Genomic DNA, 14,232 nt, shown 5'->3' on the forward strand with positions numbered 1-14,232 from the left:
TCCTAGAATGGGTTGCAACCGAGCAACTGCTGGAGGGCACCATGGCACATGTCAGCTGGGACCACAACCCGCCTACCACCTGGACCGCGATGGTGGACGGGCAGGCGATCTGCTCCGTCAAGCGCAAAGACATCGGGGGGTGGACCGCCGCCTGGGAGGACGAGCGCCTGTGGCCCGCGCCGGCCCATTTGCCCAAGGCCATGCCCCAGCCGATGCGGTTCTTCAGCAGCCTGGAAGAGGCCCAGGCGGCGGTGGAGCAGGCGCTGTCGGCGTGACGTGTTTTCAGGCTGGATGGGCCGGGCAGTAGCCCGTCAGCTTGCCACCAAGGCGCAAAACCGCGCCAGGTCCACGTTGCCGCCGCTGATGAGCACGCCCACGCGCTGGCCCTTGAGTTCGCTCTGCATGGCCCGCGCGGCGGCAAAACCCAGGCAACCGGTGGGCTCCACCACCAGCTTCATGCGCTCGGCAAAAAAGCGCATGGCATCCACCAGCTGTTCGTCCGTCACCGTGAGGATGTCGTCCACATCGCGGCGGATGATGGCGAAGGTGATGTGGCCCAGATGCTGCGTCTGCGCACCATCGGCAATGGTGGTGGGCGTGTCGATGTGCACGATGGAGCCGCTGCGGAACGACTGCTGTCCATCGTTGCCCGCAGCGGGCTCCACGCCATAGAGTTTGGTCTGGGGCGACAGCGCGCGCGTGGCCAGGGCCGAGCCCGACAGCAGCCCGCCGCCGCCCAGGCACACAAAGAATGCATCCAGCGGGCCGACCTCCTCGAACAACTCCTTGGCTGCCGTGCCCTGGCCGGCCAGCACATCCGCGTGGTCGTAGGGCGGGATCAGCGTGAGACCGTGGCGTTCGGCCAGGTCGCGGGTGAGCTGCTCGCGGTCCTGGGTGTAGCGGTCAAAGAACACCACCTGGGCGCCATAACCCTGCGTGGCGGCCACCTTGGCGGTGGGCGCGTCCTGCGGCATGAGGATGGTGGCTGGAATGCCCAGCTCGCGCGCGGCCAGCGCAATGCCCTGCGCGTGGTTGCCTGAGGAGAACGCGACCACCCCGGCCTTGCGCTGCGCGGTGCTGAACTGGGCGAGCGCGTTGTAGGCCCCTCGGAACTTGAACGCGCCCATGCGCTGCAGGTTCTCGCACTTGAAGAACACCTGGGCGCCAAATTCTTCGTTGATGGTGCGCGAGGTGAGCACCGGCGTGCGGTGGGCCACCCCTGCAATGCGGCCAGCGGCGGCCACCACGTCCTCGTAGGTGGGAAGGGCGGGGAGGGTTGGGGTCATGGTGAAGTCCGGGTGGAAAGTGAAAAAAACAGATGCGGCGGGTGCGGCAGGCCGGGTTGTGGGGCCGTGTCATTTCACGTCGCCATACACCGTGGCACGCGACACGCCCAGGTGCTGCGCCACGACCTCCATGGCGCGGCGCACCTCCAGGCTGCCCGATGCCTTGAGTTCGCGCAGCAGCGCACGTCGCTCGGCCGCCTTGAGCGCACGTGGCGCCGACGACAGGCGCGCCGCGAACTGGTCGATGCGCTGGCGGATGGCTTCGGCCCCGGCGGGGTCCAGCGATTCCTTGAGCCCAGTGTCGCCATCCGTGGCAGTGAACTGGCCCACCACGCTCTGCAGGCTGCGAAACAGCGTGAGGTCCACGTTCAGGCACAGCGCGGCGATGTAGTGGCCCGAGGCGTCCTTGATGCCCACCGAGGTGCTTTTGGCCGGGCGGCCGTCCGCGAACTGGTTGGCGTAGTTGGCGACCACCTGCGGATAGTCCGGGTCCGCGATGCGTGTGAGTCCCATCTCGGTGGTGGGGTCGCCCACCATGCGCCCCGACAGGTTGTTGTGGATGGCCAGGATGGAGTGCTTGGGGTCCAGCAGATCGTGCACCACCACCTCGCAAAACGGTGCAAATGTGGCGGCGAGGCCTTGTGCAACCTGCTCGATCTGCGAAAGCAGGGCGGCTTGTTCGACCGTGCGCGCAGGTGTTCGCTGGCGGGTGCGGGTGCGGGTGCGGGCTGGCGCGGGGGCGTGTGCAGGCATGGCGGCAATTTATCCGGAATTGGATAAATTGTCAAAATATGGACTTTTTGTCTTGCGAGCAGATCATTCCATGTCCGCACCGCCCTGGCATCGGCAAACAGGGGCAATGCCTGCGGGGGACTTCTCGCTCCCCGTGCGGCTTTGCCCCGTCAGTTCGCGTGGGTGGGGCGCTGGAAGAAAGTGTCCAGCACCGGCATTAACCCCGGAAACTCCTGCGCAAACCGAGCGCGGTTCACGAAGTACGCCTCGCAGGCCACGGCGAAGAACTCGGACTGCGAGGTGGCGCCGTAGGCGTCCAGCCAGGGGCGTTCTGCGCCGAAGCGTTCGGCCTTGATGACTGCTTCGCGGAAGTCCCGGTAGGCGGGTTCCCAGGCGTTCCACCAGGCTTCGTAGGCGGCGCGGCCGGTGCGGGCGCCCATGAAACCGGCGGGCAGGGGCGGGCAGCCGTTGGGTTCGCCGCTTTTCATGTCGAGCTTGTGCACAAACTCGTGCACCACCACGTTGTGGCCGCGCGCGGTGTTTTCGGCGGCGTTGGCCACATGCTCCCAGCTCAGCATGATGGGGCCGCGCTCCATGGCTTCGCCCAGCAGCACCTGCGTGTGTTCATGCACCACACCGGCTTCGTCCATGGTCTTGCGGCGGGCCACGGCCTCGCCGGGGTGCAGCACGATGCCCACAAAGTCGTCGTACCAGGCGAGCGCCTTGGCGGGGTCGCCCCAATGCAGCAGGGGCAGGCAGGCCTGGGCCGCGATGTCGATGGCCATGGCGTCGGTCACGACCAGGCCGTGGGCGCCGTGGAATTCCTTGTGGTGCAGGAAGAGGGCGCTGAGTGCGCGGAGCTTGGACTGGTCGTGCAGCGAGAGCGCCGACAAGAAGGGGTAGCGCTGCAGCGTTTGCAGCCACAGCGTGGCCGAGATGTCGGGCACCGGGGCCACGGTGGAGCGCACGTGGCGCCAGAGCCGGTTGAGAAAAGGGGGCATGGCGATCAGGCAGCAGGGAGAGAGCCCCGCGCAGTTCAGGATCGCTGGTAGCTGGGGGTCAGGGTGACCCGTTCCAAGCCCGCGCTGGACAAACGCAGTGTTTCCGCGCGGGGGGGCAATGCGGCGGAGTCCCAGTCGCTGAGCACCACGCGCCGCAAGCCCGGGGCCAGCGGGTGGCTGGCGGGTTTGTGGGTGTGGCCGTGGATGAGCGTGTGCGCATGGGCTGCCTGCAGCCAGGCGATGGCGGCGGGGCCATCCACGTCGGCATAGGTGGCGCCGGATTGTTTGCGTGCCTCGCTCTCCTGCCGGATACCGCGCGCCTGCGCACGGCGTGTGGCCAGGGGCTGGGCCAGAAACTGCTGCTGCCATTCGGCGCTGCGCGCCTGCACCCGAAAACGCTGGTAGTTCACATCCTGAAGGCACAGCAGATCACCGTGGCTGAGCACAAAACGCTGGCCACCAAACACCAGCACCGTAGGGTCGGCCAGGCCGGTGATGCCGCAATGCGCCAGGAAGGCCGGGCCTGCCAGGAAGTCGCGGTTGCCGTGCATGAAGTACACCGGCAGGCGCTGCGCAGCGGCCCGCAGGGCGGCGCAGCCTTCGGCCTCGAAGCTGCCGGGCTCCAGCAGCGCGTCGTCGCCCACCCATACCTCGAACAGGTCGCCCAGGATGAAGAGGGCGTCTGCCTGGGTGGTCTGCAGGTAGTGCTGCCAGGCGGCCACGGTGGCGGGCTCACTGGCCTGCAGGTGCAGGTCTGAAATGAATTCGACCGTGCGCCAGTGCGATGGAGCGGCGAGCTCCTCGAACCGGGGCACGGTCGTGGTCACGGGAGGGGCTGGGTGGTTCATCCCTTGCGCTGAGGCCTGCGATGGGCGGCCGACACTGGCGCGGCCGCAGCGAGGGACGCCGAGCAAGGGCCGTCCCGCAGCGAGGGCGTCGTCCCCCTTCCCGCAGCGCGTCGCGATGCGAGAGAAGGGGGAAGGCGCGCAGCGCCACAGGGGGATGTCATGCTCAGAGGGCCACAGCCTTCTCGATGATCACGTCTTCCTTGGGCACGTCGTCATGGAAGCCCTTGCGGCCCGTCTTCACGGCCTTGATCTTGTCCACCACATCGGTACCCGACACGACCTTGCCGAACACGGCATAGCCCCAGCCCTGGGCAGAAGGTGCGGTGTGGTTCAGGAAGCCGTTGTCTGCCACGTTGATGAAGAACTGCGCGGTGGCCGAGTGTGGGTCGCTGGTGCGGGCCATGGCCACGGTGTAGTTGGCGTTCTTCAGGCCGTTCTTGGCTTCGTTCTCGATGGGGGCATCGGAGCCCTTCTGGTTCATGCCGGGCTCAAAGCCGCCGCCTTGCACCATGAAACCGGGGATCACACGGTGGAAGATGGTGTTGTTGTAGTGGCCCTTGTTCACGTAGGCCAGGAAGTTCTCGGTGGACTTGGGCGCGTTGACGGCGTCGAGTTCGAGGGTGATGACGCCGTAGCCGGCGATGTGCAGTTCGACTTGGGGGTTGCTCATGGAGGTGCTTCTTTCAGAAAAAATGAGTCAGCCAGCAATCACTTCACCAGGGTGGCGGAGTTGATGGTGACGGGGGTGGTGGGCACGTTCTGGTGCGGGCCCTTGTTGCCGGTGGCCACGGCCTTGATCTTGTCCACCACGGCCGTGCCTTCCACCACCTTGCCGAATACGGCATAGCCGTGGCCGTCGGGGCTGGGGGCGTTGAGCATGGCGTTGTCCTTCACGTTGATGAAGAACTGCGAGGTGGCCGAGTCGGGGTTGCCCGTGCGGGCCATGGCGATGGTGTAGGTATCGTTCTTGAGGCCGTTCTTGGCTTCGAGCGCGATGGGGGCCTTGGTGGGTTTTTGCTGCATGTCGGCCGTGAAGCCGCCGCCCTGGATCATGAAGCCGTCGATCACGCGGTGGAACACCGTGCCGTCGTAGTGCTTGCTGTTCACGTAGGCCAGGAAGTTCTCGACCGTCTTGGGCGCCTTGACGGCGTCGAGCTGCACCACGATGTCACCCATCGAGGTGGCCAGCTTGACCTTGGGGGCGTCTTGCGCCTGGGCGGGCGCTACCGAAAAAATAGCTGCCAAGGCAATGCTGGCAAGCGCAAGGGTCGAATTTCTTCTGGAAATCATCCAATCACTCCTTCGAAAAATATCTGCCAATGTTGGCCCCGCCGCGTCCAGTACTGGCGCTTGGTGGGCCCGGTGCGGGCGCCTTCGGCGACTTCGCCGAACGTTACCACCATGGTGTCGGCCGAGTCTGTCCAGCGCAGGTAAGACTTGTCCTTGAGCTGGAGTTCCCGGCCCTTGAGCGCACGGGTCTCGGCCTGCAGCACCTGGGTCCATTCCCCCAGCGGCTTCTTGCGGTAGCTCTGGAAGTCGGGGGCGTAAAAACTCAAGAGGCGTTTCATGTCGCCCTCGGTCTTGGCAGTGCGCCAGGCGTTGAGCACGGCCTCGAACGATTTGCGCTCGGCCGCCACGCTGTGCGGCTGTACCCATTGCAGCTGACGCGCAATGACCACGGGCGTGGAGCGGGGTTCCACCGTGCGCAGGATGCGCTCCAGGTCGGGGTTGGCCAGCACCAGGCAACCATCGGTGGCCAGGGGCGCACGTGCGAACTGGTCGGGTGGCGTGCCGTGCAGCCAGATGCCGCTGCCCGTTTTGCCCCGGCTCTGGTCCAGCGGGTTGGGGTAGTTGATGGGCAGGGCCCCGGCGCCGTAGAAATCCTTGAGCGTGGCGGGGTCCAGGCGGCTGGTGATGAAGTACACCCCGAGCGGCGTGCGCTGGTCGCCCTCCACCTCTTTTTCGATGCCGAGCTTGCCTACCGACGCGTAGTAGTCGGCCACCAGCTGCAGGCCCTTGGGGGTGTTCTCGAACAGGTACAGGCGCGAGCGCGAGGCGTCCACCGCAATCGCGTGGCGCGAGCGGGGGGACAGCTCCAGGAACTGGGCCGGGACGCTGTTCTCCGGCGGGCGACTGCGTTGTGCGTCCACCCGCTGGCGCGATTCGGTGCGCAGCTCGGTGAGGGCGGCGGCGGCCTGGAGGCTGCGGGCCGAGTCGGGTTCGGGTGCCACATCGCCCAGGTGGCGGATGGGGCGCGTGCGCGACATGAGCAGATCGCCCACGGCGAGCTGGGCCAGCTGGAAGTTCGGGTAGTCGCGCGCCAGGCTTTCGGCCTGCGCCAAGGCTTCGCGCCCCCGGCCTTCGGCCACGAGCTTGTACACCGCCATCAGGCGGGCTTCGGCCTGGCCGTCGCGCAGGGCTTCGGTAGAGACAGGCGGTGCAGAGGCAGTTGCGCGCCGCTTCTTCTTTTCCTTGTCGCCCTGGGACATCGCGGGGGCGGCCAGCAGCAGGCCCGCCAAGCACAGGGCGGCGGTTGCCGCCAGGCGGCCTGGTGCGGACAAAGGCACGGACATGTGCGGCATCAGGATCGGGTCAGGGCAAAAAAAAAGCCCGCGCAAGAGGCGCAGGCGCCGCGTCGGGGTTCACGGTCAACCGCCTGTGGATTCGCGAACAATGGTCCAGCGGCCGTTGCTGTTCATCAGGTCCAGGGTCTTGCGGCTGGTCACGTTGAGCGCGTCGGCGCTGTAGGCCTGGCGAAAGCGGGCCGTGGCCTTGTCGCCCTGGACCGACACGGCGATGTCGGACAGCTTCACGCTGATCTTGGACTTGCCGACGATGCGCGACTCGCGCTCTTTCTCCCAGGTGGAGCGGTTCTGGTTGCCCGGTGGGTCAAAAGACTTGTCGTAGGCGCCCAGATAGGCCTTCATGTCCTTGGCGGCCCAGGCGGCGGCCCACGCCTGCACGGCAGCTGTCACGGCCTGGGTGGATGCGTCGCTGGCGGCCGCTGGGGCCGGAGCCGGTGTGGGGGCGGGCGCTGCTGCCGGGGCCGGGGTGGGGGCTGCGGGTGCAGGCGCTGCTGCGGCAGGCGCAGGCGCTGGGCGCTGCGTGGCCACCACGGCGGCGGGTGCAGGGGCCGCTGCCGCAGGGCGGCCGGATTTGCTGGCTGCGTCGGCAGAGAACAGCTCGCGGATCAGGGCCAGCTTGGGCTTGACCGAGTTGGCGCTGGTGGCGTCCAGCTGCAGGGCCTTGTTGTAGGCCTGGCTGGCCAGCTTGGCGTAGATGTCGCCCAGGTTCTCGTGCGCGGTGGCGTAGCTGGGGTTAGTGCGGATCGCCATTTCGAGCGCTGTGCGGGCCTTATCCAGCTGGTTCTGGTTGGCGTAGAGCACGGCCAGGTTGTTATAGGGCTCGGGCAGCTCGGGGTACTCTTCCGTCAGCTTGGTGAAGGTGGTGATGGCCTCGCCCTGTTTGCCGCTGTCGGCCTGTGCCACGCCACGCAAAAAGCGCAGTTGCGGGTCGCGCGGGGTGGCGGCCAGGCGCTGGTCGGCCTTCACCAGGGCTTCGGCGGCCTTGCCGGTTTTCAGCAGTTGGGTGATGTCGGAGTAGTCCTCGGCATGGGCCACGCCCGCGCCCAGCAGCGCGGTCAGCGCCACCAGGCGCAGGAGTTGTGGAAGAGTGCGGAGGACTGGCTTCATGGGGATTCCGGGGTGTTGGGCAGCGGCCCGCCGGGGCGGGGGCTTATACTGCGGCGGATTGTAGCTGAGGGGGTTGTCATGACGGAACGCTGTTGCCGCGGGTGATTTCGCTGTAGGCCCCCTGCCGGGCCAACCTCCGCCGAGGGCGCTGAAAACCTGTTCCAGGCCCTTTGCTACCGGGTGAATCGCTTCACCCAACCACCCCTTCCCCGTGACTGAAATCCCATGAGTTTGCGCATCTACAACACGCTGTCGCGTGCATTGGAGGACTTTTCCCCGCTCGAACCCTCGCATGTACGCATGTACGTGTGCGGCATGACCATCTATGACCTGTGCCACATCGGCCACGCCCGCATGATGATGGCGTTTGACGTGGTACAGCGCTGGCTCAAAAGCAGCGGTTATCGCGTCACTTATGTGCGCAACATCACTGACATCGACGACAAGATCATCAAGCGCGCGCTGGAGCGGGGCATCACCATCCGCCAGCTCACCGACGAGATGATTGCCGCGATGCACCAGGACATCGGCCTGCTGGGCATTGAGCCGCCCACTGTGGAGCCCCGCGCCACCGAATACGTGCCCCAGATGCTCTCGCTCATCGGGCAGCTGGAGGGCAAAGGCCTGGCCTACCGGGCCAGCAATGGCGACGTGAACTATTCCGTGCGCAAGTTCGGCGGCTACGGCAAGCTGTCTGGCAAGTCGCTGGATGAATTGCTTGCGGGCGAGCGCGTGGCCGTGCTCGACGGCAAGGAAGACCCGCTCGACTTTGTTCTGTGGAAGGCTTCCAAGCCCGAGGAGCCGCCCGAGGCCAAATGGGACAGCGCTTTCGGCGCGGGTCGCCCCGGCTGGCACATCGAATGCTCGGCCATGTGCGGCGCCACGCTGGGCGAAACGTTTGACATTCACGGCGGTGGCGCAGACCTGCAGTTCCCCCACCACGAGAACGAGATCGCCCAGAGCGAAGGCGCCACTGGCCAGCCTTTGGCGAAGTTCTGGGTGCACAACGGCTTTGTGCGGGTGGACAACGAGAAGATGTCCAAGAGCCTGGGCAACTTCTTCACCATCCGCGACGTGCTCAAGAGCTATGACGCGGAGACGCTGCGTTTCTTCATGGTGCGCGCCCACTACCGCAGTGCGCTGAACTACAGCGACACGCACCTGGACGACGCGCGCCAGGCCTTGAAGCGCCTGTACACGGCGCTGAGCCTGGTCGCCCCGGCAGAGATGGCCTCCATCGACTGGACCGGCTCCTGCGCGGCCCGCTTCAAGGCCGCCATGGACGAGGACTTCGGCACCCCCGAGGCCGTGGCCGTGTTGTTCGAACTGGCGGGCGAGGTCAACAAGACCCGCTCGGCCGAGCTGGCCGGGCTGCTCAAGGCGCTGGGGGGTTGCCTGGGGCTGCTGCAGGGCGACCCCAAGGCCTTCCTGCAGGCTGGTGCAGGCGTGGACGAAGCCGACATCCAGGCGCAGATTGTTGCCCGCGCCGCTGCCAAGGCCGCCAAGAACTTCGCCGAGGCCGACCGTATCCGCCAGGCACTGCTGGCCCAGGGCATCGTGCTCAAGGACTCTGCCGCAGGCACGACATGGGAAGCCGCGCAGTGACCCCCATTTGTATGCAAAAAATGCCGCTACGGCGCATGGGGTAAGCCGTGGCAGCTTCTAAAAAGATAGCGGGCGACGCCGCAACGCCGCCGCTGGTGCTGGCCACGCCCGATTACTGGGCCGAGGCGTGCAAGCACCTCGTCAAAAAAGACCGGGTGATGAAGCGCCTGATCCCGCAGTTTGGCGATGCCGCGCTGCAGACGCGGGGCGATCCGTTCATTACCCTTGCGCGCTCCATCGTGGGCCAGCAGGTGTCAGTGGCATCCGCCCAGGCCGTGTGGGAGCGCCTGGTGGCGCTGCTGCCGCGTGGCATGAAGCCCGCGAGCGTGCTCAAGCTCAAAATCGACGACATGCGCGCCGCAGGCCTGTCGGCCCGCAAGGTGGATTACCTCGTGGACCTAGCCATGCACTTCGAGAGTGGCAAGCTGCATGTGAAGGACTGGGCGGCGATGGAGGATGAGGCCATCATTGCCGAGCTGGTGGCCATTCGCGGCATCGGCCGCTGGACGGCCGAGATGTTTTTGATCTTCTATTTGATGCGGCCCAATGTATTGCCCCTGGACGACCCGGGGTTGATCACCGGCATCAGCCAGAATTACTTCTCGGGCGACCCCGTGAGCCGCAGCGACGCCCGCGAGGTGGCCGAGGCCTGGAAGCCCTGGTGCAGTGTGGCGACTTGGTATATTTGGCGGTCGCTCGACCCGCAGTCGGTTGCTTACTGACGCCCTCTGACGCGTTTGACTAAAAATCGTTAACCGTCGGTTACAGTGCGTGCCATTCATCGTGGCAGCCGCCCGGCGCGAGCCCCAAGGAGAACAACGTTGGCGAAAAAGACCTTTCTGGATTTCGAGCAGCCCATCGCCGAGCTGGAATCCAAAATTGAAGAACTGCGCTACGTGCAGACCGAGAGTGCCGTCGATATCTCGGAAGAGATCGACCAGCTGAGCAAGAAGAGCCAGCAGCTCACGAAGGACATCTACAGTGAACTGTCGCCCTGGCAGATCACCAAGATCGCCCGCCACCCCGAGCGCCCCTATACGCTCGACTACGTGCGCGACATCTTCACCGACTTCGTGGAGCTGCACGGCGACCGCCACTATGCGGACGACCAGTCCATCGTGGGCGGCCTCGCGCGCTTCAACGGCCATGCCTGTATGGTCATCGGCCACCAGAAGGGCCGCGACACGAAGGAGCGCGCCATGCGCAACTTCGGCATGAGCAAGCCCGAGGGCTACCGCAAGGCCCTGCGCCTGATGAAGACGGCCGAGAAGTTCAAGCTGCCCGTGTTCACCTTTGTGGACACGCCCGGCGCCTACCCCGGCATCGATGCCGAAGAGCGCGGCCAGTCCGAGGCCATCGGCCGCAACATCTTCGAGATGGCGCAGCTGGAAGTGCCCATCATCACCACCATCATTGGCGAAGGCGGCTCCGGCGGCGCGCTGGCCATCAGCGTGGCCGACCAGGTGGTGATGCTGCAGTACGCCATTTACTCCGTGATCAGCCCCGAGGGCTGCGCCTCCATCCTCTGGAAGACCAGTGAAAAAGCGCAGGAGGCTGCCGATGCCCTGGGCATCACTGCCCACCGCCTCAAGGCGCTGGGCCTGGTGGACAAGATCGTGAGCGAGCCCGTGGGCGGCGCCCACCGTGACCACAAGCAGATGGCCGCTTTCCTCAAGCGCGCGCTGGGCGATGCCTTCCGCCAGGTGGCCGATCTCAAGACCAAGGATCTGCTGGACCGCCGCTACGAGCGCCTGCAAAGCTACGGCCGCTTTGGGGACACCAAGGCGGACAGCCGCTGAATACCCCAGCTTCCTGAGCAGGTCGCGCTGGCGACCCGCTTCCGACGCGGCCCCAGCAGGGGCCGTTGTCGTTTCTGGGCCACTGAGGGGAGGGGGCGCGGTGGCGGGCTGCACGCCGTCGGCATTTCCCTATGGCGCACATGTTGCAACAAGATGTAGCATGTTTCGATGGCTCGTTGCGCGGGCCGAAGGAGTGTCGCATGTCGATGTTCAAGTCCCTCAAGGGGCAGATTCTGGTGTTGTCCACAATTTGCCTGGTGCTGGCCCTGCTGGTGCTGACGGTGGCGAACTTTCTGGTGGCGCGCAGCCAAGCGCGCGAGGCGCTTCAGGAGGAAAGCCTGGCCACCGCCAAGAGCCATGTGGAAACCATTGAGGAGTGGGGGCGTGCCAAGGCCATGATCGTGGCGGCATCCATCAGCGCTTTTGAAGATCCGGATCCCGTCAGAACTCTGGCCATCCTGCGCGATGCTGGCAAGTTCTCTACCGTGTATTTCGGGTATGCGGACAAGAAGTACGTGTTCTCCGAGCAGCGTAGCCTCCCCCCCGACTACGATCCCACTGCCCGGCCTTGGTACAAGCAGGCTGCGGCGGCCGGTACATCCGTCATCACGCCGCCCTACATTTCAGCTTCGGACGGCAAGCTGGTCGTCACGTTTGCCACCCCTGTCGGGGCGGGCAATTCACTCAAAGGGGTGGCGGCCGGGGATGTGTCCATGGAGTCGGTTGTGGCCACTGTGGCGTCGGTCAAGCCTACGCCCACGAGTTTCGGCTTCATGGCCTCTGCCGACGGCAAGATCATTGCGCATCCGGACGCAGCGCTGACGCTCAAACCCCTGTCCGATCTGTCCAAGGATTTGTCCGGCGACAAGCTGACTGCAGCGGTTCAGTCCAAGAATATGCTGTCTGTGGAAATCAATGGGCGTCAGCGCCTCCTGACCGTGGCGCCCATTTCGGGCTCCAACTGGATGCTGGTGGTGGCGCTGGATGAGTCGGAAGCCATGGCACCCATCCGTACCATGCTCACCACCTCGGTGCTGTCGAGCATCGTGGTGCTGGCGATAGCAGTGGCCCTGCTGGCGGCGGTGTTGACCCAGCGGCTTCGCAGGCTCACCCAGGTGCGCGATGCCATGCACGAGGTGGGAGCGGGCGATGGCGATCTGTCGCGCCGCATCGACACGCATGGCGAGGACGAGCTTGCGCAGATCGCCGCCAGCTTCAACAGCTTTGCAGGCAAGCTCTCGGGTGTGCTGGCGCAGATCCGCGATGCCAGCAGCTCGGTGCGCGTGGCGGCCGAGGAGATCGCCACCGGCAACCACGACCTGAGCGGGCGCACCGAACTCACCGCGTCCAGCCTGCAGGAGACCTCGGCCTCCATGCAGCAGCTCACTGAAACCGTGCGCCACAACGCAGACTCCGCCCGCCAGGCCAACCAGCTGGTGGCCCAGGCGTCCAACGTGGCCCAGCATGGCGGCCAGGTGGTGGGCAATGTGGTCACCACCATGGACCAGATCAATGCCGCGTCGCGCAAGATCAACGACATCATCGGCGTCATCGACGGTATTGCCTTCCAGACCAACATCCTGGCGCTGAACGCCGCCGTGGAGGCTGCGCGTGCGGGTGAACAAGGTCGGGGCTTTGCCGTGGTCGCGGGCGAGGTGCGCAGCCTGGCCCAGCGCAGTGCCGAGGCCGCGCGCGAGATCAAGACGCTGATCAACACCTCGGTGGAACAGGTCGAGAACGGCTCGCGCCTGGTGCACGACGCGGGCACGACCATGAACGACATCGTCACCTCTGTGCAGCGCGTCACGGACATCATGGCCGAGATCACGGCCTCCACCAACGAGCAGAGCACCAGCATCAACGAGGTCGGCCAGGCCGTGGCGCAGCTCGACCAGATGACCCAGCAGAACGCCGCGCTGGTGGAAGAAAGCGCTGCAGCCGCGCAAAGCCTCAAGGACCAGTCGGTGCGGCTGTCTGAAGTGGTGGGCACCTTCCGCTTGTCTACCGACGCGTCGCACGCGGCACCGCGTTTGTCTGCGCCCGGCGGTTAAGGCGTCTGCGGCGCACACGGGGAGGGTGGGCGAGGGCGCCCGCGATAATCGGCACCCATGCCCCGTTGCCCTGTTCGCTTTGCTGATCCAGTCTCTGCCCCCCGGACGGGCCTCCGTCCGATGCAAGGGTTGCCGCTGGCATGACCCAATCCTTCGACGCCGCCCTGCAGGCTTTTGCCCCCACGCTGCCCCTGGCCGTGGCACTGAGCGGGGGCGCGGATTCCACTGCTCTGCTGCTGGCCTGTGCCCGGCGCTGGCCCGGCCAGGTGCGGGCCATCCATGTGCACCATGGCCTGCAGGCCGCGGCCGATGGTTTTGAGCAGCATTGCACCGCGCTGTGCCAGCGGGTGGACGTGCCGCTGGTGGTGCAGCGCCTCGATGCCCGCCATGCCCCCGGCCAGAGCCCAGAAGACGCGGCCCGGCAAGCCAGATACCAGGCTTTTGAGGCCTTTGCGCGCGACCATATTCAAGATATTGCTATTAAATCAATAGCGATTGCGCAGCATGCCGACGACCAGGCTGAAACCCTGCTGCTGGCACTGTCGCGCGGCGCAGGCGTGGCGGGCCTGGCCGCGATGCCCGCCCGCTGGGAGCGTGCAGGCATCGTCTGGCACCGCCCCCTGCTGCAGGTGGCAGGGGCGGATGTGCGCCACTGGCTGCGCGCACAGGGCCAGGCCTGGGTGGAAGACCCCACCAACACCGACGAGCGCTTCACGCGCAACCGCATCCGCGCCCAGTTGCTGCCTGCGCTGGACGCGGCATTCCCGTCCTTTCGCGACACCTTTGCGCGCTCGGCCGACAACGCCGCCCAGGCTGCCGAATTGCTGCACGAGATGGCGCAGCAGGACCTGGCCCTGGTGGGTGTGCCCCCGCAGATCAAGGCCCTGCAGGGGCTCAGCCGTGCAAGGCAGGCCAACGTGCTGCGCCACTGGCTGCGCCTGGCCCACCACACCACGCCTGCTGCGGCGCAGCTGGGTGAGTTGCTCGACCAGATCCTGGCCTGCACCACGCGTGGCCACCAGATCCACATCAAGGTGGGGCGTGGTTTTGTGGTGCGCTCGGGCCCCGGGCTTGATTGGTCCAGCCCCTAACAGGCTGAAGAAATACTCCCCAGATTCCAAGCCCGTCCTGCCCCACAGCCGCAGGCTGGCTCGCTTTTTTCACATTCCGGGATTAGCGGGCCCAATTGGGCGTTTTATTGCACTTCGGAGGCCGCTT

Annotated in this window: 14 protein-coding genes; 6 read left to right on the forward strand and 8 right to left on the reverse strand. The window is 66.0% G+C overall.

Annotated features, from left to right (window positions below; translation table 11 throughout):
- The first annotated feature begins 41 nt into the window (after window positions 1-41).
- The gene (locus ACYZGB_RS10945; RefSeq protein WP_063463142.1) at window positions 42-275 is read left to right on the forward strand and encodes a hypothetical protein; all 234 of its coding nucleotides are present in this window, start codon (window positions 42-44) and stop codon (window positions 273-275) included.
- Between the two features lie 36 nt (window positions 276-311).
- Here ACYZGB_RS10945 and ACYZGB_RS10950 read toward each other — a convergent pair whose 3' ends face one another.
- From ACYZGB_RS10950 to ACYZGB_RS10985, 8 genes are all read right to left on the reverse strand, one after another.
- Window positions 312-1,286 (reverse strand): threo-3-hydroxy-L-aspartate ammonia-lyase, encoded by a 975-nt coding sequence (locus ACYZGB_RS10950; RefSeq protein ID WP_462388237.1) that lies wholly within the window; start codon window positions 1,284-1,286, stop codon window positions 312-314.
- Window positions 1,287-1,355: 69 nt separating this feature from the next.
- Entirely contained in the window at window positions 1,356-2,039 is a 684-nt protein-coding gene (locus ACYZGB_RS10955; protein ID WP_462388238.1) for a helix-turn-helix transcriptional regulator, read from the reverse strand.
- Between the two features lie 149 nt (window positions 2,040-2,188).
- Window positions 2,189-3,019: a M90 family metallopeptidase gene (locus ACYZGB_RS10960; protein ID WP_462388239.1), complete on the reverse strand. Its 831-nt coding sequence runs from the start codon at window positions 3,017-3,019 to the stop codon at window positions 2,189-2,191.
- Window positions 3,020-3,054: 35 nt separating this feature from the next.
- Window positions 3,055-3,867 (reverse strand): UDP-2,3-diacylglucosamine diphosphatase, encoded by an 813-nt coding sequence (locus ACYZGB_RS10965; protein ID WP_462388240.1) that lies wholly within the window; start codon window positions 3,865-3,867, stop codon window positions 3,055-3,057.
- 163 nt (window positions 3,868-4,030) lie between these two features.
- On the reverse strand, window positions 4,031-4,537 hold the full coding sequence (locus tag ACYZGB_RS10970) for a peptidylprolyl isomerase (protein WP_462388241.1): 507 nt from the start codon (window positions 4,535-4,537) through the stop codon (window positions 4,031-4,033).
- 38 nt (window positions 4,538-4,575) lie between these two features.
- Window positions 4,576-5,157 carry a peptidylprolyl isomerase gene (locus tag ACYZGB_RS10975; protein WP_462388242.1) on the reverse strand — a complete coding sequence of 194 codons (582 nt, stop codon included), beginning with the start codon at window positions 5,155-5,157 and terminating at the stop codon, window positions 4,576-4,578.
- A complete protein-coding gene (locus tag ACYZGB_RS10980) occupies window positions 5,154-6,440 on the reverse strand; it encodes a L,D-transpeptidase family protein (protein ID WP_462388243.1) in 1,287 nt (428 codons plus the stop codon). Before ACYZGB_RS10980 ends, ACYZGB_RS10975 begins: the two co-directional genes overlap by 4 nt.
- A 75-nt stretch (window positions 6,441-6,515) precedes the next feature.
- Entirely contained in the window at window positions 6,516-7,559 is a 1,044-nt protein-coding gene (locus ACYZGB_RS10985; RefSeq protein WP_462388244.1) for a L,D-transpeptidase Cds6 family protein, read from the reverse strand.
- 225 nt (window positions 7,560-7,784) lie between these two features.
- Here ACYZGB_RS10985 and cysS point away from each other — a divergent pair, with 225 nt between their 5' ends.
- The 5 genes from cysS to tilS all read left to right on the forward strand — a co-directional run bounded on the left by cysS (window position 7,785) and on the right by tilS (window position 14,105).
- On the forward strand, window positions 7,785-9,164 hold the full coding sequence (cysS, locus tag ACYZGB_RS10990; protein WP_462388245.1) for a cysteine--tRNA ligase: 1,380 nt from the start codon (window positions 7,785-7,787) through the stop codon (window positions 9,162-9,164).
- 47 nt (window positions 9,165-9,211) lie between these two features.
- Window positions 9,212-9,886: a DNA-3-methyladenine glycosylase family protein gene (locus ACYZGB_RS10995; RefSeq protein WP_462388246.1), complete on the forward strand. Its 675-nt coding sequence runs from the start codon at window positions 9,212-9,214 to the stop codon at window positions 9,884-9,886.
- Between the two features lie 99 nt (window positions 9,887-9,985).
- Window positions 9,986-10,963, forward strand: a complete 978-nt coding sequence (locus ACYZGB_RS11000; RefSeq protein ID WP_462388247.1) for an acetyl-CoA carboxylase carboxyltransferase subunit alpha — start codon at window positions 9,986-9,988, stop codon at window positions 10,961-10,963.
- Window positions 10,964-11,163: 200 nt separating this feature from the next.
- A complete protein-coding gene (locus ACYZGB_RS11005; protein ID WP_462388248.1) occupies window positions 11,164-13,014 on the forward strand; it encodes a methyl-accepting chemotaxis protein in 1,851 nt (616 codons plus the stop codon).
- Window positions 13,015-13,154: 140 nt separating this feature from the next.
- On the forward strand, window positions 13,155-14,105 hold the full coding sequence (gene tilS / locus ACYZGB_RS11010; RefSeq protein WP_462388249.1) for a tRNA lysidine(34) synthetase TilS: 951 nt from the start codon (window positions 13,155-13,157) through the stop codon (window positions 14,103-14,105).
- The last annotated feature ends 127 nt before the right edge of the window (window positions 14,106-14,232 follow it).

This window comes from Acidovorax sp. Q11, from assembly GCF_054950075.1.

Excerpts from the sequence above, each read along its gene's own strand:
- ACYZGB_RS10945 (WP_063463142.1), top strand. The coding sequence starts at position 42 with ATGGCACATGTCAGCTGGGACCACAACCCGCCTACCACCTGGACCGCG.
- ACYZGB_RS10950 (WP_462388237.1), bottom strand. The coding sequence starts at position 1,286 with ATGACCCCAACCCTCCCCGCCCTTCCCACCTACGAGGACGTGGTGGCC.
- ACYZGB_RS10955 (WP_462388238.1), bottom strand. The coding sequence starts at position 2,039 with ATGCCTGCACACGCCCCCGCGCCAGCCCGCACCCGCACCCGCACCCGC.
- ACYZGB_RS10960 (WP_462388239.1), bottom strand. The coding sequence starts at position 3,019 with ATGCCCCCTTTTCTCAACCGGCTCTGGCGCCACGTGCGCTCCACCGTG.
- ACYZGB_RS10965 (WP_462388240.1), bottom strand. The coding sequence starts at position 3,867 with ATGAACCACCCAGCCCCTCCCGTGACCACGACCGTGCCCCGGTTCGAG.
- ACYZGB_RS10970 (WP_462388241.1), bottom strand. The coding sequence starts at position 4,537 with ATGAGCAACCCCCAAGTCGAACTGCACATCGCCGGCTACGGCGTCATC.
- ACYZGB_RS10975 (WP_462388242.1), bottom strand. The coding sequence starts at position 5,157 with ATGATTTCCAGAAGAAATTCGACCCTTGCGCTTGCCAGCATTGCCTTG.
- ACYZGB_RS10980 (WP_462388243.1), bottom strand. The coding sequence starts at position 6,440 with ATGTCCGTGCCTTTGTCCGCACCAGGCCGCCTGGCGGCAACCGCCGCC.
- ACYZGB_RS10985 (WP_462388244.1), bottom strand. The coding sequence starts at position 7,559 with ATGAAGCCAGTCCTCCGCACTCTTCCACAACTCCTGCGCCTGGTGGCG.
- cysS (WP_462388245.1), top strand. The coding sequence starts at position 7,785 with ATGAGTTTGCGCATCTACAACACGCTGTCGCGTGCATTGGAGGACTTT.
- ACYZGB_RS11005 (WP_462388248.1), top strand. The coding sequence starts at position 11,164 with ATGTCGATGTTCAAGTCCCTCAAGGGGCAGATTCTGGTGTTGTCCACA.
- tilS (WP_462388249.1), top strand. The coding sequence starts at position 13,155 with ATGACCCAATCCTTCGACGCCGCCCTGCAGGCTTTTGCCCCCACGCTG.